This window comes from Endozoicomonas sp. PH6C, from assembly GCF_059322965.1.
In genome coordinates, this window is the sequence record NZ_CP185342.1 from 4,057,444 (window position 1) to 4,080,600 (window position 23,157).

General features: G+C 45.8%; 12 protein-coding genes. 1 reads left to right on the top strand and 11 read right to left on the bottom strand.

All coding sequences use genetic code 11. From position 1 onward, the window contains the following. Positions 1 to 149 precede the first annotated feature (149 nt). The 7 genes from ACOMG9_RS15725 to ACOMG9_RS15755 all read right to left on the bottom strand — a co-directional run bounded on the left by ACOMG9_RS15725 (position 150) and on the right by ACOMG9_RS15755 (position 13,844). Entirely contained in the window at positions 150 to 1,955 is a 1,806-nt protein-coding gene (locus ACOMG9_RS15725; RefSeq protein WP_448217580.1) for an F-box/WD repeat-containing protein, read from the bottom strand. 340 nt (positions 1,956 to 2,295) lie between these two features. Beyond that, positions 2,296 to 4,101, bottom strand: a complete 1,806-nt coding sequence (locus ACOMG9_RS15730; RefSeq protein ID WP_448217581.1) for an F-box/WD repeat-containing protein — start codon at positions 4,099 to 4,101, stop codon at positions 2,296 to 2,298. A 177-nt stretch (positions 4,102 to 4,278) separates the two neighbouring features. Then, positions 4,279 to 6,084, bottom strand: coding sequence for an F-box/WD repeat-containing protein (locus tag ACOMG9_RS15735; protein WP_448217582.1), 1,806 nt, complete (start codon positions 6,082 to 6,084; stop codon positions 4,279 to 4,281). Beyond that, positions 6,074 to 7,906, bottom strand: coding sequence for an F-box/WD repeat-containing protein (locus ACOMG9_RS15740; RefSeq protein ID WP_494529082.1), 1,833 nt, complete (start codon positions 7,904 to 7,906; stop codon positions 6,074 to 6,076). Before ACOMG9_RS15740 ends, ACOMG9_RS15735 begins: the two co-directional genes overlap by 11 nt. Positions 7,907 to 8,220: 314 nt before the next feature. Continuing rightward, entirely contained in the window at positions 8,221 to 10,029 is a 1,809-nt protein-coding gene (locus ACOMG9_RS15745) for an F-box/WD repeat-containing protein (RefSeq protein WP_448217584.1), read from the bottom strand. A 16-nt stretch (positions 10,030 to 10,045) separates the two neighbouring features. Then, on the bottom strand, positions 10,046 to 11,887 hold the full coding sequence (locus ACOMG9_RS15750; protein ID WP_448217585.1) for an F-box/WD repeat-containing protein: 1,842 nt from the start codon (positions 11,885 to 11,887) through the stop codon (positions 10,046 to 10,048). Between the two features lie 166 nt (positions 11,888 to 12,053). Continuing rightward, complete coding sequence (locus ACOMG9_RS15755; RefSeq protein ID WP_448217586.1) at positions 12,054 to 13,844, bottom strand: F-box/WD repeat-containing protein; 1,791 nt, start codon at positions 13,842 to 13,844, stop codon at positions 12,054 to 12,056. Positions 13,845 to 14,438: 594 nt separating this feature from the next. Here ACOMG9_RS15755 and ACOMG9_RS15760 point away from each other — a divergent pair. Further along, positions 14,439 to 15,050 carry a hypothetical protein gene (locus ACOMG9_RS15760; RefSeq protein ID WP_448217588.1) on the top strand — a complete coding sequence of 204 codons (612 nt, stop codon included), beginning with the start codon at positions 14,439 to 14,441 and terminating at the stop codon, positions 15,048 to 15,050. Positions 15,051 to 15,183: 133 nt separating this feature from the next. Here the strand turns inward: ACOMG9_RS15760 and ACOMG9_RS15765 are convergent, their stop codons facing one another. The 4 genes from ACOMG9_RS15765 to ACOMG9_RS15780 all read right to left on the bottom strand — a co-directional run bounded on the left by ACOMG9_RS15765 (position 15,184) and on the right by ACOMG9_RS15780 (position 22,988). Beyond that, positions 15,184 to 17,028, bottom strand: coding sequence for an F-box/WD repeat-containing protein (locus ACOMG9_RS15765; RefSeq protein WP_448217589.1), 1,845 nt, complete (start codon positions 17,026 to 17,028; stop codon positions 15,184 to 15,186). Between the two features lie 162 nt (positions 17,029 to 17,190). Beyond that, complete coding sequence (locus ACOMG9_RS15770; RefSeq protein ID WP_448217590.1) at positions 17,191 to 18,984, bottom strand: WD40 repeat domain-containing protein; 1,794 nt, start codon at positions 18,982 to 18,984, stop codon at positions 17,191 to 17,193. Between the two features lie 103 nt (positions 18,985 to 19,087). Beyond that, positions 19,088 to 20,908, bottom strand: a complete 1,821-nt coding sequence (locus ACOMG9_RS15775) for an F-box/WD repeat-containing protein (protein WP_448217591.1) — start codon at positions 20,906 to 20,908, stop codon at positions 19,088 to 19,090. A gap of 262 nt (positions 20,909 to 21,170) precedes the next feature. After that, entirely contained in the window at positions 21,171 to 22,988 is a 1,818-nt protein-coding gene (locus ACOMG9_RS15780) for an F-box/WD repeat-containing protein (protein ID WP_448217592.1), read from the bottom strand. Positions 22,989 to 23,157 lie beyond the last annotated feature (169 nt).

Consider the following 23,157-nt stretch of genomic DNA (forward strand, 5'->3'; position numbering starts at 1 on the left):
CCGGTTAGTAAAGACATTCAAAATTGATGAAAACGATTAGAGTCGGCTTTGAAATAAAAGTTCACAGTATGTTGTTAGATGCCACTAAAAGAAATTTCTGCCTTTCAGCACATGCGCAATGGCGTTCGTTTATTGATCACAGCAAACAATCAATGACTCATCGATAGCTTATAAATTCTCAAAGCGTTACGGCGAAAGGGCAAAACCAAATGGTGGCTATTGGCACTAAGGGCGTTTGATTCGTTCTTACCTCCTCCATAGGTAACAACCGCTTTTTCTAACCATGATCCGTTAGCCCCCTGACCATAAATTTTTGCCGTTCCAACCATACTGATGGTTAGCACAAGGCGGCCATCAGCACTGAAAGTAGCTGTTTTGATTGAATTTTCATGGAAAATAATGACCTTTTCGACCCAGGATCCGTCAGTCTTCAGACCATAGATTTTCGCCTTGCCATCGTTACCGGCAGTCACCACATGACGGTCATCGGGGCTGAAGGTGGCTGACCTGATACCGTAACCATGGGAAATGGTGCGTTTTTCTTCCCATAATCCGTCGTCCTTCTTACTTAAGATTTTCGCCGTTTTATCGCTACTTGTTGTCACCACATGACGGCCATCGGGGCTGAAGGCGGCTGAGTCAACATTGCCCTTATGGGAAATGGCAGCTACTTCTCCCCAGGATCCATCGTCCCTCTGAACACAGATTTTACCCGTTTTATCGTTACTGGCCGTAACCAAATGGCGGCTATCAGCACTGAAGGTAGCTGAGTTGACCCAGTGGTCATGGGAAATGATGGATTCTTCTTCCCAAGAGCTATCGATCTTTTGACCATAGATTTTCACTGTTTCATCGATAGAGGCCGTCACCACACAGCTACTATCCGCGCTAAAGGCGGCTGATCTGATCAAATAATTATGAGAGATGGTGACTTTTTCTTCCCATGATCCATCGTCCCGCAGGCAGAAGATTTTTGCTGTGTTGTCGTAACTGGCAGTCACCAAATAACGACTATCGTCGCTGAAGGTGGCCAGGTGGACCCAAGCACCATGGCAAATGGTGAGTTTTTCTTCCCATGACCCATCGTCTTCCAGCACAAAGATTTTCGCCGTTTTATCCTTACTGGCGGTCACCAAATGGCAGCCATCAGCACTGAAGATAATTGAAGTAACATCGTTATCATGGGAAATGGTGAGCATCTCTTCCCACGTCCCATCGACTTGACCATAAATTTTTGCTGTGTGATCCCAACTGGCGGTCACGACATGGCGGCCATCAGCACTGAAGATGGCAGATCTGACACCACCTTGATGAGAAATGGCGCCTTTTTTTGCCCATATTCCATCAGTCCCCTGGCCATAGATTATCGCCGTTGCATCCTCACTGGCCGTCACCAGGTGGCTACCATCGGGGCTGAAGGTGGCTGAGTTCACCCTGTCTTCATGAGCAATAACGGCCTCTGTATCGACATTATACTTTTCGTATTGAGACATCAGTCGGGCTTTGGCGAAATGAAACAGGGCAGGAAAATAAACGGCCTTTCGGTGTTTTATGAGTGATTCGACTAACGCTTGATCTCTCGTAAACGGTCGCAGCCAATTTCGGAGCTGTTCTTTATTCTCTAAAGGAAGGCTTTTTTTCAATTGATATTGGTGTGATAAAGAAAACCGGCGATACCATGTCTTTTCCAGAACATGTTCGTTTTTAATAAACCTGTTTAAGTGTGTAGATACCTGTTGCAAACTGATGATATCCCGAAGTTCCAAAAAGCGAAAAATTTTGAGGGTTAATTCCTCGGGCAAATCGTGCAATAAAGCGGTTTTCTCTATTTCTTTTTCAGGCACAGTGACGGACCTGCCCGCATTGACACCCGATGGTTCTTCCTCCAATGAAATGCTCACAGGTGGTAGCGAAGGTGAACCGACTATGTCGGAATGATTAACGTCAGAATACATATCTGGTTTCTCTTAAGTCTTCACCTCTCCGATAAGCAAAGACATTCAAAATTGATGAAGTCAGTTAAGTACCTGGCCAGTTGGTTTCGCATATTCTGGCGAGTGGATTTTTTCATCCTTCAAGGCGCAACGACGGGCGCGTAGCCATAGCTACGCAACCAGAGTTGGAACGCAGAAGGATGGAAAAAGCCGCCGTCCAGAATAGGCGAAACCAACTGGTTAGGTACTTAGAGTCGGCTTTGAAATAAAAGTTCACAGTGTGTTGTTAGATGCCACTATAAGAAATTTCTGCCTTTCAGCACATACGCAATGGCGTTCGTTTATTGATCACAGCAAACAATCAATGATTCATCGATAGCTTATAAATTCTCAAAGCGTTAAGGCGAAAGGGCAAAACCAAATGGTGGCTATTGGCACTGAGGGCAGTTGATTTGGCCGGACCTGAATGGGTAACAACGGCTTTTTCTACCCATAACCCATTAGCCCCATGACCATAAATTTTTGCCGTTCCATCCATACTGGTGGTCACCACAAGGCCGCCATCAGCGCTGAAAGTAGCTGTTTTGAGTAAATCTTCATGGGAAATAATGGCCTTTTTGACCCAGGATCCGTCAGTCTTCAGACCATAGATATTCGCCTTGCCATCGTAACCGGCGGTCACCACATGACGGTCATCGGGGCTGAAGGTAGCTGACCTGATACCGCAATCATGGGAAATGGTGCATTTTTCTTTCCATGATCCGTCGTCCTTCTTACTAAAGATTTTCGCCGTTTTATCGCCACTTGTTGTCAACACATGACGGCTATCGAGGCTGAAGGTGGCTGAGTCAACATTGCCCTTATGGAAAATGACAGCTTCTTCTCCCCAGGATCCATCGTCCCTATGAACACAGATTTTCGCCGTTTTATCCATACTGGCCGTAACCAAATGGTGGCTATCAGCACTAAAGGTAGCTGAGTTGACCCATTGATCATGGGAAATGATGGATTCTTCTTCCCAGGAACCATCGATCTTTTGACCATAGATTTTCGCTGTGTGATCGTTAGAGGCCGTCACCACATAGCTACCATCAGCGCTGAAGGCGGCTGATCTGATCAAATAACTATGGGGGATGGTGACTTTTTCTTCCCATGACCCATCGTCCCGCAGGCAGAGAATTTTTGCCGTGTTGTCGTAACTGGCAGTCACCAAATGACGACTATCGTCGCTGAAGGTGGCCAGGTGGACCCAACTACCATGGCAAATGGTGAGTTTTTGTTCCCATGCCCCATCGTCTCCCCGAACATAGATTTTCGCCGTTTTATCCATACTGGCCGTAACCAAATGGCGGCTATCAGCACTAAAGGTAGCTGAGTTGACACATTGATCATGGGAAATGATGGATTCTTCTTCCCAAGAGCCATCGATTTTTTGACCATAGATTTTTGCCGTACAATCCCAACTGGCGGTCACCACATGGCGGCCATCAACGCTAAAGAGGGCTGATCTGACAGCGTTTTGATGGGAAATGACGCCTTTTTCTTCCCATGATCCATCGTCCCGCAGGCAGAGGATTTTTGCCGTATTGTCGTAACTGGCAGTCACCAAATGACGACTATCGTCGCTGAAGGTGACTGAGTTCACCCTGTCTTCATGAGCAATAACGGCCTCTGTATCGACATTATACTTCTCGTATTGAGACATCAGTCGGGCTTTGGCGAAATGGAAAAGGGCAGGAAAATAAACGGCCTTTCGGTGCTTTATGAGTGATTCAACTAACGCTTGATCCTTCGTAAACGGTCTCAGCCAATTTCGGAGCTGTTCTTTATCCTCTAGAGGAAGGCTTTTTTTCAATTGATATCGATGTGATAAAGAAAACCGGCGATACCATGTCTTTTCCAGAACATGTTCGTTTTTAATAAACCTGTTAAAGCGAGTAGATACCTGTTGCAAACTGACAATATCCCGAAGCTCCAAAAAGCAAAAAACTTTGAGGGTTAATTCCTCGGGCAAATCGTGCAGTAAAGCGGTTTTCTCTATTTCTTTTTCAGGCACAGCGACGGACCTGCCCGCACTGACACCCGATGGCTCTTCCCCCAATGAAGTGCTCACAGGTGCTAGCGAAGGTGAACCGGCTATGTCGGAATGATTAACGTCAGAATACATATCTGGTTTCTCTTAAGTCTTCACCTCTCCGCTGAGCAAAGACATTCAAAATGGATGAAGTCAATTAGAGTCGGTTTTGAAATAAAAGTTCACAACAGGTTGTTAAGTGCCACTAAAGAAATTTCTGCCTTTCAGCAGATGCGCAATGATGTTCCTTCTATTGATCAAAGCCAATAATCAAGTATTCATAGATAGCTTATAAATTCTCAAATTGTTATTTAGAAAGGGCGAGACCAAATGATGGCTATTAGCACTGAGGGCAGTTGTTTTGGCCAAACCTCTATGGGCAACAACGGCTTTTTCTACCCATAATCCATTAACATCCTGACCATAAATTTTTGCCGTTTCATCTGTACTGGTGGTCACCACATGGCGGCCATCGGCGCTAAAGGTGGCTGATTTGACGACACTCAAATGAGAAATGATGGCCTTTTCGACCCAGGATCCGTCAGTCTTCAGACCATAGATTCTCGCCATGCCATCGTTACTGGCCGTCACCAAATGGCGACTATCGGGGCTGAAGGTGGCAGAGCTGACATAGTTATTATGGGAAATAGTGCGTTTTTCTTCCCATGATTCGTCGTCTTTCTTACTAAAGATTTTCGCCGTGTTATCGTAACCAGTCGTCACCACATGGCAGCTGTTGGGGCTGAAGGCGGCTGAGTTGATGACATTGCGATGATGGGAAATGACGGCTTCTTCTTCCCATGATCCATCGTCCTTCAGACCACAGATTTTCGCCGTGTAATCCTCACTGGCCGTTACCAAATGGCAGTTATCGGCACTAAAGGTAGCTGAGTTGACAAGGCAATTATGGGAAATGATGGTTTCTTCTTCCCATGAGCCATCGTCCTTTTGACCATAGATTTTCACTGCGCCATCCTTAGAGGCTGTCACTACACGGTGACTATCGGCACTGAAGTTGACTGATTGGATCCGTAGGTCGTGGAAAATGGTGATTTTTTTTACCCATGATCCATCAACTTCCTGACCATAGATTCTTGCTGTGTTATCGCGACTGGCGGTCACCAAATGACTGCTATTGGCGCTGAAGGCGGCAAATTCGACCCAATCACCATGGCAAATGGTGAGTTTTTCTTCCCATGTGCCATCGTCTCCCAGAACACAGATTTTCGCCGTGTTATCCTTACTGACGGTCACCAAATGGCGGCCACCCGCACTGAAGGTGACTGAGTAGAAATCATCATCATGGGAAATGGTGAGCTTCTCTTCCCATGTCCCATCGATTTGACTATAGATTTTTGCCGTGCAATCCCAACTGACGGTCACCAGATGGCAGCCATCGGCGCTGAAGATGGCAGATTTGACAATGTCTCGATGGGAAATGACGCCTTTTTTTGCCCATGTTCCATCAGTCCCCTGGCCAAAGATTATCGCCGTTGCATCGTCACTGGCCGTCACCAGGTGGCTACCATTGGCGCTGAAGGTGGCTGAGTTCACCCTGTCTTCATGAGCAATAACGGCCTCTGTATCGACATTATACTTTTCGCATTGAGACATCAGTCGGGCTTTGGCGAAATGGAAAAGGGCAGGAAAATAAACGGCCTCTCGGTGTTCTATGAGTGATTCGACTAACGCTTGATCCTTCGTAAACGGTCTCAGCCAATTTCGGAGCTGTTCTTTATCCTCTACAGGAAGGCTTTTCTTCAATTGATATTGGTGTGGTAAAGAAAACCGGCGATACCATGTCCTTTCCAGAACATGTTCGCTTTTAATAAACCTGTTAAAGTGAGTAGAGACCTGTTGCAAACTGGCAATATCCCGAAGCTCCAAAAAGCGAAAAACTTTGAGGGTTAATTCCTCGGGCAAATCGTGCAATAAAGCGGTTTTCTCTATTTCTTTTTCAGGTACAGCGACGGACCTGCCCACACTGACACCCGATGGCTCTTCCCCCAATGAAGTGCTCACAGGTGGTAGTGAGGTTGAATCGACTACGCCAAAGTTGTCAGCATTAGGATGCATGTCTGGTTTCTCCTGAATCAGACGCCCCTAGCCTATAAATTTGCACCCTGCCATCGGTACAGGTGGTCACTACATGATGGCCATCAAAGCTAAAGCTGGCTGAGTCAATCGAACCATCATTGAAAATGATGGCTTTTTCGACCCATGATCCATCCATCTCCTGACCATAGATTTTTACCGAACCATCGCGAGTGGCAGTCAACACGTGGCGACCATCGGGACTAAAGGAGGCTGTATTGATCCGGGAATCATGGGAAAGGGTGACTTCTTCCTGCCATGATCCATCGGTCTTCAGGCCATAGATTTTTGCCGTTCCATCTTTGCTGGCTGTCACCACACTGCGCCCATCGGCACTGAAGGTGGCTGAGATGATTGAGTTACGATGGGAAATGGTGACTTTTTCTTGCCATGATCCATCATCCTTTGGACCACAGATTTTCGCCGTTTTATCCGCACTGACGGTTACTGTGTAGCTGCCATCGGGACTAAAGGCGGCTGAATAGACACCGAGACTGTGGGAAATGGTGGTTTCTTCTCTCCATGAACCATCGGCCTTCAGACCAAAGATTTTCGCCGTCTTATCCCAACTGGCGGTCAACAGACGGCTGGCATCAGGACTGAATATGACTGAGCTGACCCAGTGAGCGTGGGAAATAGTGAGTTTTTCTCGCCATAATCCATCGTTCTCCTGGCTGTGGATTTTCACCTCGAAAGCGCGACTCATGGTCGCCAAATGACGGTCATCGGCGCTAAAAGTGGCTGATTCGATCCAGCTATCATGGGAAATGGTGGCTTTTTCTTGCCATGACCCATCAGTCTGTCGGCTAAGGATTTTTGACGTCATATCGTAGCTGGCGGTTACTACATGAAAGCTATCAGCGCTGAAGGTGGCTGAGTTGATCTGGTGATTATGGGAAATGGTGAGTTTTTGCTCCCATGACCCATCAACGCCCAGACCATAGATTTCTGCCGTGTTATCGTTGCTGGCGGTCACTACATAGCAGCCATCCGGGCTGAAGGTAGCTGACACGACGAAGCCTTCATGGGAAATGGTGGTTTTTTCTTCCCAGGACCCATCGGCTTTCTTACCATGGATTTTCACCTTGTTATCCCAACCGCAGACGGTCAACACGTGGCGGTCATCTGCACTAAAAGTGGCAGAATTGACAATGTGATTATGAAAAATGGTGATTCTTTCTACCCATTTACCATCGTCCTCCTGGTCATATATTTTCGCCGTGTTGTCGTAACTGGCCGTCACCAGATGGCGGCCATCGGTGCTAAAGACGGCTGATGAGACCCCAATATTATGTGCAATGGTAGCTTTTGTATCCAAATGGAATGTTTTACATCGAGACATCAATCCAGTTCTGGTGAAATGGAACAAAGCAGGAAAACAAACTGTCTTTCGATATTTTATGAGTGATTTTACTAAGGCTTCGTCCTTCGTAAACGGCCGCAGCCAATTACGAAGTTGTTCTTTATCCTGTGCAGGAAGGATTTTCTTTAGTTGATATTGATGTGGTGAAGAAAACCGTTGATACCATGCCTTTGCCAGAGCATGATCGTTTTTAATAACCCTGTACAAGTGACTCGACACCTGTTGCAGTCGGGCAATATCCCGAAGTTCCAACAAGCGAATAATTTTGACGGTTATTTCCTCGGGCAAACCTTGCAATGAAGCGGTTTTCTTTATTTCTGTGTCAGGTAAAGTGACAGTCCTGCAGACCATGACAGCAGATTCTTCACCCTCCGGTCTTGCCAGATTGGCCGGTAGCGAGTACGAGCCGGATATGCCGGAGTGACTAAAGTCAGAATGCATATCTGATTTCCCCTGAGCTATTATCCCCCCTCGATTAAGAGGCTGTCGCAAAACTCTAACAACTCGTTCCCACGCTCTGCGTGGGAATGCATACCTCCCCTGAAAAGCGGACTCTGCAGCGCGAGATGGGTATGGGTTCCCACGCTGGAGCATGGGAACCAGAGTTTTGCGACACCCTCTTAACAAAGAGGTTCTAAATTGATAAAAACAATTAGAGACGGCTTTGAAATAAAAGTTCCTGACAGGCTCTTAAGTTTCTATCTTTCAGCGAATGCAGAATGGCATACCTTTTATTTGTCACAGTAAACAAACAATCATTTATTCCTCTTGAGTTTATTAATTCGCACTTTGTTATCGTCAGATACGGTTACAAAGTGGTATCCATCGGCACTGAAAGTAACCGAGTTGATCCGGCTTTTGCGGGAAATAATGACTTTTTCGACCCATGATCCATCAGTCTTGTGACCATAGATTTTTGCTGTTCCATCCCGACTGACGGTCAGTACATGGCAGCCATCGTCACTAAAGGTGGCTGATTTGACCCCACCTCTATGGGAAATGATGGCTTTTTCGACCCATGATCCGTCAGTCTTCTGACCGCAGATTTTCGCCTTGCCATCCATACTGGCAGTCACCACATGGCGGCTATCGGGGCTGAAGGTGGCGGAGATGACATCGTCATTATGGGAAACGCTGAGCTTTTTTTCCCAGACTCCATCGTCCTTCTGACTACAGATTTTCGCCTTGCGATCCTTACTGGCAGTCACCACATGGCGGTCATCGGGACTAAAGCAGGCTGAGTTGACCCAATTATCATGCAAAATGGTGACTTCTTTTTCCCATGAGCCGTTGAATCTCTGACCACAGATTTTTGCCTTGCCATCTCTGCTGGCGGTCACCACACGGCAACCATCGGAGCTGAAATTGGCTGAAGTGACCCAGCAATCATGCAAAATATTGACTTCTTTTTCCCATGAACCATCAGCCCCCAGGCTATGGATTTGTACCTTGTTGCCTGTACCGGCGGTCACCACTAGACGGCTATCAGCACTAAAGCTGGCTAAGTAGACATTGTGATCAAGGGAAAGGGTGGTTTCTTCTACCCATGATCCATCGGTCTTCTGACCATAGATTTTCGCCTTATTATCTCTACTCATAGTCACCAGATGACGGCCATCGGGGCTGAAGGTGGGCGGGTTGAGCCAGTTATCATGCAAAATGGTGATTTTTTCTTCCCATGATCCATCGTCCTTTTGCCCACAGATTTTCGCCGTATTATCCTGACTGCTGGTCACCAGATGGCAACTATCGGGGCTGAAGGTCACTGAGTTGATATAGTCACCATGAGAAATGGTGGCTTTTTCTTCCCATGACCCATTGGCCTTCTGGCTATGGATTTTCAACTTATTATCCCAACCACTGACGGTCACCAGATGACTGCTATCTGCACTGAAGGTGGCTGAGTCGACAAAGTGATCATGCATAATGGTCCTTTTTTTTACCCATTTCCCGTCGTCCTTCTGGCCATATATTTTCGCCGTGTTATCAAGGCTGGCCGTCACAACATGGCGGCCATTGGAGCTGAAAGTGGCTGAGTTGACCCAGATATGGTGGGTAATGGTAACTTTTTTAACTACTCTGAAGGTTTCGCATTCAGACATCAGTCGGGCTTTGGTGAAATAGAACAGCGCAGGAAAATAAGTTTTCTTCCGTTTTTTTATGAGCGATTTGACTAACGCTTTATCCTTTGTAAATGGTCGCAGCCGGTGACGGAGTCGTTTTTTATCCTCTGCAGGCAGGATTGTCTTTAATTGAAATTGATCTGCTGAAGAAAACCCCTGATACCAAGCCTTTGCCAGAACATGATTGCGTTTAATAACCCCATGTAAGTGAGTCGACACCTGTTGCAAACGGGCAATATCCCGAAACTCCAACAAGCGAATAATTTTGATGGTTAATTCCTCGGGCAAATCGTGTAATGAAGCTGTTTTCCTTATTGCTTCGTCAGCTACAGTAACAGACCTGCCCGCAGTGATAACAGAGGGTTCTCGCTCCGATCGTGGGAGCTTGGTTGGGGGCGAGGATGAACCAACCATGCCGGATTTATTATTTACAGTATCCATATCTTATTTACAGTGATCAGGGTGGTGGGCTTATGGATCGTGGAAAAGCTCTGAACGTATACTTCTTCAGCAGCTGATCAACGGGTGCTAAAAAACTGGTGGTCAGCACATGGTGACCGTCAGCGCTAAAAGTCGCTGAGTGAATCGAAGCATTCTGTAGAATGATGGCTTTTTCGACCCATGATCCATCAAGGTTCTGACCATGGATTGTGACTGTTCCATTAATACTGGCGGTCATCACATGGCGGCCATCGGAGCTGAAGGAGGCTGAGCTGATCCAGTGATCATAGGAAATGGTAGCTTCTTCCCTCCATGATCCATCGATCTTGAGACCATAGATTTTTGCCGTTCCATCTTTACTGGCGGTCACCACGCGGCGTCCATCGGCACTGAAGGTGGCTGATTCGATAAAGTGATTATGGGAGATGGTGATTTTTTCTTCCCATGATCCATCAACCTTCGGACCACAGATTTTCACCAGGTTATCGTCACCGAAAGTCATTACGTAGCAGCCATCGGGGCTGAAGCTGGCTGATAAGACCCTGAGATGGTGAGAAATGGTGACTTCTTCTTCCCATGAACCACCCGTCTTGAGACCAAAGATTTTTGCTGTGTAATCGTTACTGGTGGTCACCACTCTGTGACTATCAGCACTGAAAGTGACCGAGCCGATCCAGCGATCGTGGGAAATGGTGACTTTTTCTTCCCATGATCCATCGACCTCAAAGCTGAGAATTTTGGCCCTGCTATCATTGCTGACGGTCACCAAATGGCGGTCATCGGGACTAAAGGTGGCTGAAGTGACCCAATTATTATGGAAAATGGTGGTTTCTTCTCTCCAGGTTCCATCGGTCTTCTGACCATAAATTTTTGCCATGTTATCGCAACCAACGGTCACAAGATGTTGGCTATCGGCGCTGAAACAGGCTGAGATGACCCTACCACTATGAGAAAGAGTGAGTTTATGTTCCCATGAGCCATCGCCGCTCTGACCGTAGATTTTTGCCGTGTTATCCTTGCTGGCGGTTACCACATAGCAACCGTCTGGGCTGAAGGAGGCTGAGTTGACCCATTCATCATGGGAAAAGGTAGCTTTTTCTTCCCATGAGCCATCGGCTATCTGTCCATGGATTTTCACTATATTTTCAAAACCACTGAAGGTCACCAGATGACTACCATCTCTGCTAAAGGTGGCTGACATGATCCAGTAATCTTGGGGAAAGTTCACTTTTTCAGCCCATGAACCGTCGACCTCCTGCCCATACAATTTCGCGTTCTTATGATTACAATTGGTTGTCAACACATGGCGGCGATCGTCGCTGAAGGCTTTTGAAAAAACACAATTGTTTGAAATGGTCGCCTTTGTATCTAAATTGAATGTCTTACATTGAGACATCAGTACAGTTTTGGTGAAATGGAACAAAGCAGAAAAATGAACGTTCTCTCGCTTTTCTATGATTGATTCAATTAACGCTTCATCCTTCGTAAACGGTCGCAGCCAGTTACGAAGTTGTTCTTTATCTGTGTTTAGAAGGATTTTCTTAAGTTGATATTGATGTGCTGAAGGAAACCGTTGATACCATTCCTTTGCCAGAGCATGATCGTTTTTAATAACCCTGTTTAAGTGAGTCGACACCTGTTGTAAACGGGCAATATCCCGAAACTCCAACAAGCAAATAATTTTTATGGTGAGTTCCTCGGGCAAATCGTGCAATAAAACGGTTTTCTTAATGTTTGTATCTGCTACAGCCACGGTTCTACCCACACTGACACCCGATGACTCTCTCTCTATTTGTGCGAGATTGTTTGGGGTCGAGAATGAATCGACTGAGCCTGAGTTATTAGCATCAGAAAGCATCTCTGAAGTTTCCTGAGTTAGTACCGCCCCGATAAATAAAGACGTTCAAAATTGATAAAGAAAATTAGAATCTAATTTGAAATAAAAGTTCAAAACAGGGTCTTAAAAAGTTTCTGTATTTCAGCACATGCAGAATGGCGTTCCTTTTATTTCTAAAAGCAAACAGTCAATCATTCATCGAAAGCTTATAAATCATCACGCTGTTATCGTCAAAGGGCGCCACCAGATGGTGGCCATTGGGGCTAAGGCGATTTACTTTGGTCGAATCTCTATGTCTATGGGTAACGATGGCTTTTTCTACCCAGAATCCAAAAGTATCCTGACCATAGATTTTTGCCTTCCCATCCGAACTGGTGGTCACCACAAGGCAGCCATCAGCACTGAAAGTGGCTGATTCGACAAAACTTAGATGGGGAATGATGGCCTTTTCGACCCAGGATCCGTCAGTCTTCAGACCATAGATTTTCGCCGTGTAATCGAGACTGGCCGTCACCACATGGCGGCCATCGGGGCTGAAAATAGCCGAGAGGACACGGTCATCATGATAAATAATGCGCTTTTCTTCCCATGATCCGTCGCCCTTCTGACCATGAATTTTCGCTGTTTTGTCGTCACTTGCCGTGACTACATAGTGGCCTTTAGGACTGAACGCGGCTGAGTTAACACGGTCATCATGGAAAATAACGGTTTCTTCTTCCCATGAGCCATCGATCTTCTGACCAAAGATTTTCGCCGTCTTATCGTAACTGGCCGTTACCAGATGGCGGCTATCAGCACTAAAAGTGGCTGATGTGACCGTATCATCATGATCAATGGAGACTTCTGACGCCCATGATCCATAGACGATTTTCACCTTGTGATCGTAACCAACAGTCACCACATGGCGGCTATCGGGGCTGAAGGTGGCTGAGAGGACAAATTTATCATGGAAAATGTTGGCTCTTTCTACCCATGATCCATCAGTCCTCTGACAATAGATTTTGGCCGTGTTATCGTCACTGGCCGTCACCACATAGCAGCCAACCGGACTGAAGCTGGCTGTGTTGACAGAACCATCATGGGAGATGGTGAGTTTTTCTTCCCATGATCCATCGGCTCCCTGAACGCAGATTTTCGCCGTTGTATCCATACTGGCGGTCACCAAATGGCGACTATCGGCGCTGAAGGTGGCTGAGTTAACCCAATCATCATGGGAAATGGTAAGTTTCGCTTCCCATGACCCATCGACCTGACTATAGATTTTTGCCGTTCGATCTTTGCTGGCGGTCGCCACATGGCGACCATCTGTACTGAAGGTGGCTGATCTGACATTGGTGACATGGGAAATAAAGATTTCTTCTTCCCAAAACCCATTGGCCTTCTGACCACAGATTTTCGCCCCATGGCTACCGGCAGTCACCAGTCGGGTTCCATTGGCGCTAAAGATGGCTGAGAATACATCTTCATCATGGCCAATGAAGATTTCTCTATCTACTTTAAACCTTGCGCATTCAGACACCAGTCGAACTTTGGTGAAATAGAATAGATCAGGAAAATAAACTTGCTCTCGTTGTGTTATGACTGATTCGACTAACGCTTCATCCTTCGTAAACGGTCTCAGCCAATTACGAAGTTGTTCTTTATCCTTTGCAGGAAGAATTTTGTTTAATTGATATCGGTGTGGTGAGGAAAACTGTCGATACCATGCTCTTTCCAGTTCATGATCGTTTTTAATAATACCGTTAAAGTAATGACAAACCTGCTGTAAGCAGGCAACATCCCGAACCTCCAACGAGCGAATAATTCGTGTTGTTACTTCTAAAGGTAAATTAAAAAATAAACTTTGTTCCGCTTCTTCCTTTACAGGTATGGCGGATCTACCTGCACTGACACCCGACAATTCTGCCTTCGATTGAGCGCGACTGGTTGACGGCGAAAGTGAACCGATCATGGTGGATATATTATCCGTAGCTTCCAAACCTTATTCCTCCTGGTAAGCATTCTCCCCGGATTAAAAAGGGTGTTAAAGATTAAGACAGTAAATCAGACTCGGTTTTGAAATAAAAGTTCCTGACATTGTCTTAAAGAGGCTTCAGTCGTTCAGCGCATGCACAATGTTGTCTCCATCGGCGCTGAAGCTGGCCGAGTTGACTCAGAGATGCAAGGCAATGGTGACTTTTCTGACTGCTCTTGGCGTTTCACATTCAGACATCAGTCGGGCTTTGGTGAAAATGATAGCGGCTTTTTGATGCATGCAACTTTTGACAGGATAATAAGTACTCAACCATACGAAATCATATTTTCTGACTTATTGTTCAGGCACTCACGGCAACTGCTCCTGCGTTGCTCTAGCTCCTGCATCCATGCAGTCGTGATGCGTTGCAACTCTGGTCACATAGCTTGCTATGTTCCCGTCGTTGCGCCTTGCAGAGCACCTGCCCAATAAGCCAGAAATATTCGATTCCGTATGGCTGAGTACTTAGTGCTGACTTCAGCGCTATTGTCTTCCTGCAGAATAATAAAAAAGTGCTACCTTCAGGGTTAGTTTTCAAAGTAAAGAAACCTGAAGCACATGAAAAATCACAGAGCCATTGCAATCACTCGAATTATTTTTATTATTTCTGTTTTTTACACATATAATGCCAATGCATCACCGCTCTATAATGCGTTCAACAGTCTGGCCACCCTCATTGATGAGTTACATTTAAAAGAGTTTCGACTAACTGGACAGGTCTTATACACTTTTTCTCATTCCGTGTTGAATAGAAATCTCGAGATGCTAGATCTATACCGCGCTTCATTACTTGCCAGAGAGCAGCCAGGAGCAGTTTCTTCAAAAAAGTTCTATGCAAGAAAAATGAAAGAACGACTGCTTCGCCGTGTGCCTGAATGTTCTTTGCAACATGAGGAGCAGAATTTAGATCAGTTAATATCTCGTTGTGAAGGAGTGGGTTACTTTCCATTTCATGAAAGAGGAGAAGTATATGATGACTGCCAAACTGTAACTTTTTCTGACATAGATAAGCTGGAAGATAAAGAAATCAGCGAAAAGGCAAAAGATTTTTTATCAAAATTCTACAATTTGTTGAAAAATGATGAGCTTTTTTTAACAAAGTGTACTAATTCTGGCTTGGAAAGTGAGCACAAAATAACGTTGGATTTAATGAGCGCAGCGTTACATTAACAGCCTGAACAAAATTGCCAGTAAATGGGTGTATTGCACGAAAGGTGACTGCTTAAGGTACCGGGCTTGCATAGTACCTGCTATCGGCCACCTATTCAGCCTTTCATATCAAGCTTTGTCCCGAAATTGTCCCCTATAAAGGTGGCGGGCTTATGGATCCCGGAAAAGCACTGAACGTATACTTCTTCAGCAGCTGGTCAACAGGTGCAAAAGAACGGGTAGTCACTACATGGTGACCGTCAGCGCTAAAAGCAGCTGAGTCAATTGAACCATTCTGTACAATGATGGCTTTTTTGACCCATGATCCATCAATCTGCTGACCATAGATTGTTGCTGCCCGATCTTTACTGGCGGTCACCACGTGGCGACTATCGGGGCTAAAGGAGGCTGAGTTGACCGAGGAAGCATGGAAAATAGTGACTTCTTCCCTCCATGACCCATCGGCCTTCAGACCATAGATTTTTGCCGTTCCATCTTTACTGGCGGTCACCACACTGCGTCCATCGGCGCTAAAGGTGGCTGAGTTGATTAAGTCATCATGAGAAATGATGGCTTTTTCTTCCCATAATCCATCAACCTTCAAACCACAGATTTTCACCTTGTTATCGTTACTGACGGTGATTACATGGCAGCCATTGGGGCTGAAGCTGGCTGAGTTAACCCTGTGATCGTGGTTGATGGTAACTTCTTCTTCCCATGTCTCACCCGTCTTGAGACCAAAGATTTTCGCTGTGCAATCGTTACTGGTGGTCACCATTCTGCGACTATCAGCACTGAATGTGACCGAGCTGATCCAGAGATCGTGGGAAACTGCGACCTTTTCTTCCCATGATCCATCGAGCTGAAAGCTGAAGATTTTCGCAATGTTATCATCGCCGACGGTCACCACATGGCGGTCATCGGGGCTAAAGCTGGCAGAGGTGACCCATTTACCATGGGAAATGGTGGCTTCTTTTCCCCATGATCCATCTGTCTTCTGACCATAAATTTTTGCTGTGTTATCGCAACTGATAGTCGCCAAATGTTGACTATCGGCACTGAAACAAACTGAGTAGATCCAATCATTATGGGAAATGGTGAGTTTTTGTTCCCATGAGCCATCGCCGCTCTGACCATAGACTTTTGCCGTGTTATCGTTACTGGCGGTTACCAGATAGCAACCATCCGGGCTGAAAGAGGCTGAGTTGGTGTAGTCATCATGGGAAATGGTCGTTTTTTCTTCCCATGAGCCATCGGCTTTATGACCATGTATTTTCACCTTGCCATCGGAACTGCTGAGGGTCATCACATGGCTGCCATCTGCACTGAAGGAGACTGAGTCGATCAAGTCATCATGGGAAATGGTTACTTTTCTTACCCAAGACCCATCGACCTCCCGGCTATAGACTCTCACCTTTTTATGATCACAGCCGTACGCCACCAGATGACAGCCACTGGCGCTAAAGGCTTCTGAAATGACCCAACTATTTGAAGTGGTGTTTTTTGTAACTAAATTAAATGTTCTACAGCGAGACATGAGTCCAGTTCTGGTGAAATGGAACAAAGCAGAAAAATAAACGCTCTTCCGCCTTTTTATGAGTGATTCAATTAACGTTTCATCCTTCGTAAATGGTCGCAGCCAACTGCGAAGTTGTTCTTTATCATTGGCGGGAAGGATTTTCTTAAATTGATCTTGATGTAATGAAGGAAACCTTTCATACCATGCCTTAGCCAGAGCATGATCGTTTTTAATAACCCTGTTTATGTGAGTCGATACCTGTTGTAAACGGGCAATATCCCGAAGTTCCAACAAGCGAATAATTTTAATGGTTAATTCCTCGGGCAAATCGTGCAATAAAACTGTTTGCTTGATTTCTCTGTCAGGTATAGTGACGGATCTACCCACACTGACACCAGGCGACTCTGCCTTTAATCGTGCGAGCTTGGTTGGGGTCGAGGATGAACCGACTATGCCTGATTCTTTAGCAGCATAAAGCATACCTGGCTTTTCCTTATTACCGCCCCGAAAAACAAGGACGTTCAAAATGGATGAAAGAGATTAGAATCAATTTTGAAATAAAAGTTCAAAACAGGGTCTTAAAAAGTTTCTGTATTTCAGCACATGCAGAATGGCGCCCCTTTTACTTCTGAAAGCAAACAGTCAAGCATTCATCGACAGTTTATAAATGATCACACAGCTATCGTTAAGAGGTGCCACCAGATGGTGGCCACTGGCGCTAAGGCGATTTATTTGGGTCGATTCTTTATGTCTATGGGTAACCATGGCTTTTTCTACCCAGGATCCAAAAGTATCCTGACCATAGATTTTTGCCTTACCATCGGAACTGGTGGTCACCACAAGGCACCCATCGGCGCTGAAGATGGCTGATTTGACATCACCCTGATGGGAAATAGTGGCCTTTTCGACCCAGGATCCGTCAGTCTTCAGACCGTAGATTTTCGCCGTGCGATCGAGACTGGCTGTCACCAGATGGCGGCCATCGGGGCTGAAGATGGCTGAGAGGACACGGTCATTATGGCGGATAGTGCGCTTTTGTTCCCATGATCCGTCACCCCTCTGACCGTAGATTTTTGCAGTCTTGTCCCAACTGGCGGTTACCACATGGCGGCCATTGGGGCTAAAGACGGCTGAGTTGACATAGCAATCATGGGCAATGATGACTTCTTCTTGCCATGACCCATCATCCTTTTGACCACAGATTTTTGCCGTTTTATCGCAACTGGCCGTTGCCAAATGTCGGCTATCGGCACTAAAGGTCGCCTCGACGTTGCCATCATGTTCAATGGAGGCTTCTGTTCCCCATGATCCGTAAACGATTTTCACCTTGTGATCGACACCGACAGTCACAACATGGCAGTTATCGGGGCTGAAGTCGGCTGATATGATACTAGCGTCATGGAAAATGGTGACTTCTTCTTCCCAGGATCCATCGTCCTTCTGCCCATAGATTTTTGCAGACTTGTCCAAACTGGCGGTCACCAAATGGCGACTATCGGCACTGAAGGTGGCTGAGACAACCCATTCATCATGGGAAATAGTGAGTTTTTCTTCCCATGTCCCATCGTCTCCCTGAACACAAATTTTCGCCGTGTTATCGCGGCTGGCGGTCACTAAATGGTGGCCATCGGCACTGAAGACAAGATCGGAGCAATCGTTATCGTGGGAAATGGCGAGTTTCTGTGCCCATATCCCATCGACTTGACCATAGATTTTCACCCTATAATCAAAAGTGGCGATCGCCAGGTGGCGGCCATCGTCGCATAAGATGGCCAATTCAACATTGTCTTCGTGGGGAATGAAGATTTCTCTTTCCCATGATCCATTGGCCCTTTGGCCGTAGATTTTCACGCCATCGCCTCCCTCGGTCATCAGGCGGCTGCCATCGGCACTGAAGGTGACTGAATACACACCGATTTCATGGGTAATCTCGACTTCTCCGACTGCATTATAGGTTTTGCATTCAGACATCAGCCGGGCTTTGGTGAAATAAAAGAGAGCGGGAAAATAAACTTTCTCTCGATCATTTACGAGTGATTCAACGAACGCTTCATCCCTGGTAAACGGTCGCAGCCAATGACGGAGTTGTTCTTTAGTCTTTGTAGCAAGGATTTTCTTTAATTGATCCTGGTGTGGTATAGGAAACCGGCGGTACCAGGCCCTTTCCAGTGCATGATCGTTTTTAACAGCCCAGTTAAAGTAATTACAAACCTGCTGTAAGCGGGTAACATCTCGAAACTCCAACAAACCAATAATTTTATTGGTTGTTTCAATAGGTAAATCGAAAAATAAAGATTTTTTCGTTTTTCTCTTATCAGGTATAGCGACGGACCTGCCTGCGCTGACACCGGATAATCCCTCCCCCTCCGGTTGATCACGATTAGTTGACGGCGAGAGTGAACCAAACCTGGTGGATTTATTATCGGTAGCTTCCAAACCTTGTGACTCCTGGTAAGCATTTTCCCCGGATTAAAAAGGGCGTTAAAAATTAAGTCAGCAAATCAGACTCGGTTTTTAAATAAAAGTTCATGACATTGTCTTAAGTGCCATTAAAGTTCAGCGCATGCACAATGGCGTCCCTTTTATTTGTAACGTCCCGAAATTGTCCCCTACAGGGCGGGCTTATGGATCCTGGAAAAGCAGTGAACGTATACTTCTTCAACAGCTGGTCAACGGGTGCAAAAGAACGGGTAGTCATTACATGGTGACTGTCAGCGCTAAAAGTGGCTGAGTCAATCGAACCATTCTCTGTAATGATGGCTTTTTTGACCCATGATCCATCAATTTCCTGACCATAGATTTTTGCTGTTCGATCTTTACTGGCGGTCACCACATGACGGCCATCAGGGCTAAAGGCGACTGAGTTGACCGAAGAGGTATGGAAAATGGTGACTTCTTCCCACCATGATCCATCGGCCTTTAAACCATAGATTTTTGCCGTTCCATCTATACTGGCGGTCACCACACTGCGTCCATCGGCGCTGAAGATCGCTGACTTGATAAAGTCATCATGGGAAATGGTGGCTTTTTCTTCCCATACAGCATCAACCTTCAGACCACAGATTTTCACCATGTGATCGTTACTGATGGTAATTACATAGCAGCCATTGGGGCTGAAGGTGGCTGAGGTGACCTCGTGATCGTGGTTAACGGTAACTTCTTCTTCCCATGACCCGCCCGTCTTGAGACCAAAGATTTTCGCTGTGTAATCGTTACTGGTGGTCACCACTTTGCAACCATCAGCACTGAAAGTGACCGAGTTGACCCAGGTATCGTGGGAAATGATAGCTTTTTCTTCCCATGATCCATCGTCCTTCAAACAGTGAATTTTGGCCATAAAATCATCGCCGACGGTCACCAGATGGCGGTTATCGGGGCTAAAGGTGGCTAAAGAGACCCAACCAGTATGGGAAATGATGGCTACTTCTCCCCATGACCCATCGACCTTCAGACCATAAATTTTTGCCGTGTTATCGCAACTAACGGTCACCAGATGGTGGCTATCTGCACTGAAACAGGCTGAGTTGATCCAATCGTTGTGGGAAATGGTGAGTTTTTGTTGCCATGAGCCATCGCCGCTCTGACCATAGACTTTTGCCGTGTTATCGTTACTGGCGGTTACCAGATAGCAGACATCCGGGCTGAAAGAGGCTGAGTTGATGTATTCATCATGAGCAATGGTGGCTTTTTCTTCCCATGAACCACCGGCTTTCTGACCGTGGATTTTCACCTTTTTAGCCAAACTGCTGAGGGTCACCACATGGCTACCGTCTTCACTGAAGGTGACTGAGTCGATCCAGTCATCATGGGAAATGGTCACTTTTCCTAGCCATGACCCATCGACCTCCTGACCATATATTTGTACCTTTTTATGATCACAGTCGAAGAACGCTACCAAATGGCGGCCATCCGCGCTGATGGTTTCTGAAATGACCCAATTATTTGAAATGGTGTCTTTTGTACCTAAATTAAATGTTTTACATCGAGACATAAGTCCAGTTCTGGTGAAATGGAACAAAGCAGAAAAATAAACGCTCTTACGGCTTTTTATGAGTGATTCAATTAACGTTTCATCCTTCGTAAATGGTCGCAGCCAACTACGAAGTTGTTCTTTATCATTGGCAGGAAGGATTTTCTTAAGTTGATATTGATGTAAAGAAGGAAACCTTTCATACCATGCCTTTGCCAGAGAATGATCGCTTTTAATAACCCTGTTTATTTGAGTCGATACCTGTTGTAAACGGGCAACATCCCGAAGTTCCAACAAGCGAATAATTTTGATGGTTAATTCCTCGGGCAAATCGTGCAATAAAACTGTTTTCTTAATTTCTCTGTCAGGTATAGTGACGGATCTAGCCACACTGACACCAGGTGACTCTCCCTCTAATCGCGCGAGCTTGGTTGGAGTCGAGGAGGAACCGACTATGCCTGATTTATTAACATCATAAAGCATATCTGGTTTTTCCAAAGTTAGTAACGCCGCAAAAACAAGGACGCTCAAAGTTGATGAAGTAGCTTAGAATCGATTTTGAAATAAAAGTTCAAAAAATGCTCTTAAAAAGTTTCTGTATTTCAATACATGCAGAATGACGCCCCTTTTATTTGTCACAGCACACAGACAATCATTTATTTTTCTGTAGTTTAATAATTCGCACCTTATTATCGTACGAATTGGTCACAAGGTGATGTCCATCGACGCTGAATTTGGCTGATTTGATCGGACGTTTGCCAGAGATGATGACTTTTTCGACCCATGACCCATTCTTCCTGAGACCATAGACTTTTGCCGCTCCATCTTCACTGGTAGTCAGCACTTGGCAGCCATCGGCGCTGAAGCTGACTGAATCGACCAGAGATTCATGGAAAATGGTGGTTTTTTCGACCCATGATCCGTCAGCCTTCTGACCACAGATTTTCGCCTTGCCGTCTTTACTGGCGGTCACCACATGACGGCTATCGGGGCTGAAGATGGCTGAGGTAACAGCTTTATCATGGCAAATGGTGAGCTTATTTTCCCATGATTCATCATCGTCCCTCAGACTAAAGATTTTTGCGGTCTTATCGTGACTGGCGGTCACTACATGGTGGTCATCAGGGCTAAAGATGGCCGACTCGATACAACGATCGTGGAAAATGGTGGCTTCTTGTTCCCACGAGCCATTGTCCTTCCGACGAAAAATTTTTGCTGTGCCGTCTCCGCTGCCGGTCACCACGCGGCGAGAATCGCCGCTGAAGTTGGCTGAGTAGACCCATTTATCATGCAAAATGCAGACTTCTTTTTCCCATTGACCATCAGCCTTCTGGCTATGGATTTTTACCTTCTTGCCATCGCCTGCAGTCACCACAAGACGGCTATCGTTGCTAAAGCTGGCCTGGTAGATATGATCTTTATGAGAAATGGTAGCTTCTTCCTGCCATGATCCATCGGTCTTCAGACCACAGATTTTCGCCTTTTTATCCGAACTGACGGTCATTACATGACGGCAATCGGCACTGAAGGTGGTCAGGAAGACCATATGATCATGCAAAATGGTCAGTTTTTCTTCCCAGGATCCATCGTCATTCTGACTGCAAATTTTCGCAGTTTGATCCCAACTGCCGACCACCAGCAGGTGACGACTATCGGGACTGATGGCAACTGTGCTGATCGAATCATTATGGAAAATAGTGTGTTTATGTACACATGACCCATCAGCCTTCAGATCATGGATTTTTGCCTGATTATCCCATCCGGCGGTCACTACCTGGCAGCTATCGGGGCTGAAGATGGCTGAGTTGACATAGCCATCATGGGAAATAATGGCTTTTTCTACCCATGATCCATTGGTCTTCTGACTATAAATTTTCGCCGTATTATCGTAGCTGGCTGTCACAATGTGGGAACCATCAGGGCTGACGCGGATTGACGCGAGCAAGTCATCATGGTTAATAATCGCTTTTGTAACTGTTTTAAATGTTTTACATTCAGACATCAGTCGAGCTTTGGTGAAATAAAACAGAGCAGGAAAATAAGAAATCTTTCGTTTCTTTATAAGTGAGTTGACTAATGCTTTATTACTTGTAAAGGGCTGCAGCGGTAGCCAAAGACAAAGTTGTTTTTTATCCTCTACAGAAAGGATTGTCTTTAATTTATCTTGATCTTGAGCAGTAAACCGCTGATACCATGCTTTCTCCAAAGCATGATCATTTTTAATAACCCTGTTAAAGTAAGTACTGACCTTCCGTAAACGTACAATATCCCGAAACTCCAGCAAGCGAATAATTTTGATGGTTAACTCCTCGGGCAAATCGAGCAATGAAGCTGTTTCCTTTAATTCTTTGTCAGCTGCAACGATGGACCTGCGAGCACCAAAATCAGATCGTTCTCCGCCGAACCGTGCCACCTTGGTTGAGGGCAATGGCGAACCGGTCATGCCTGAGTTGCTAGTCTTGATATCCATATCTGGTTTCTCCTTAATGAGTCCCCCCCTCGATTAACAAGGACTTTTTAAATTGATGGAGTAAATTAGAGTCGGGTGCGAAATAAAAGTTCAAAACAGGGTCTTACGTACAATTAACGAAGTTTCTGTCTTTCGCCGCATGCAGAATGGCGTCCCTTTTATTTGCCAC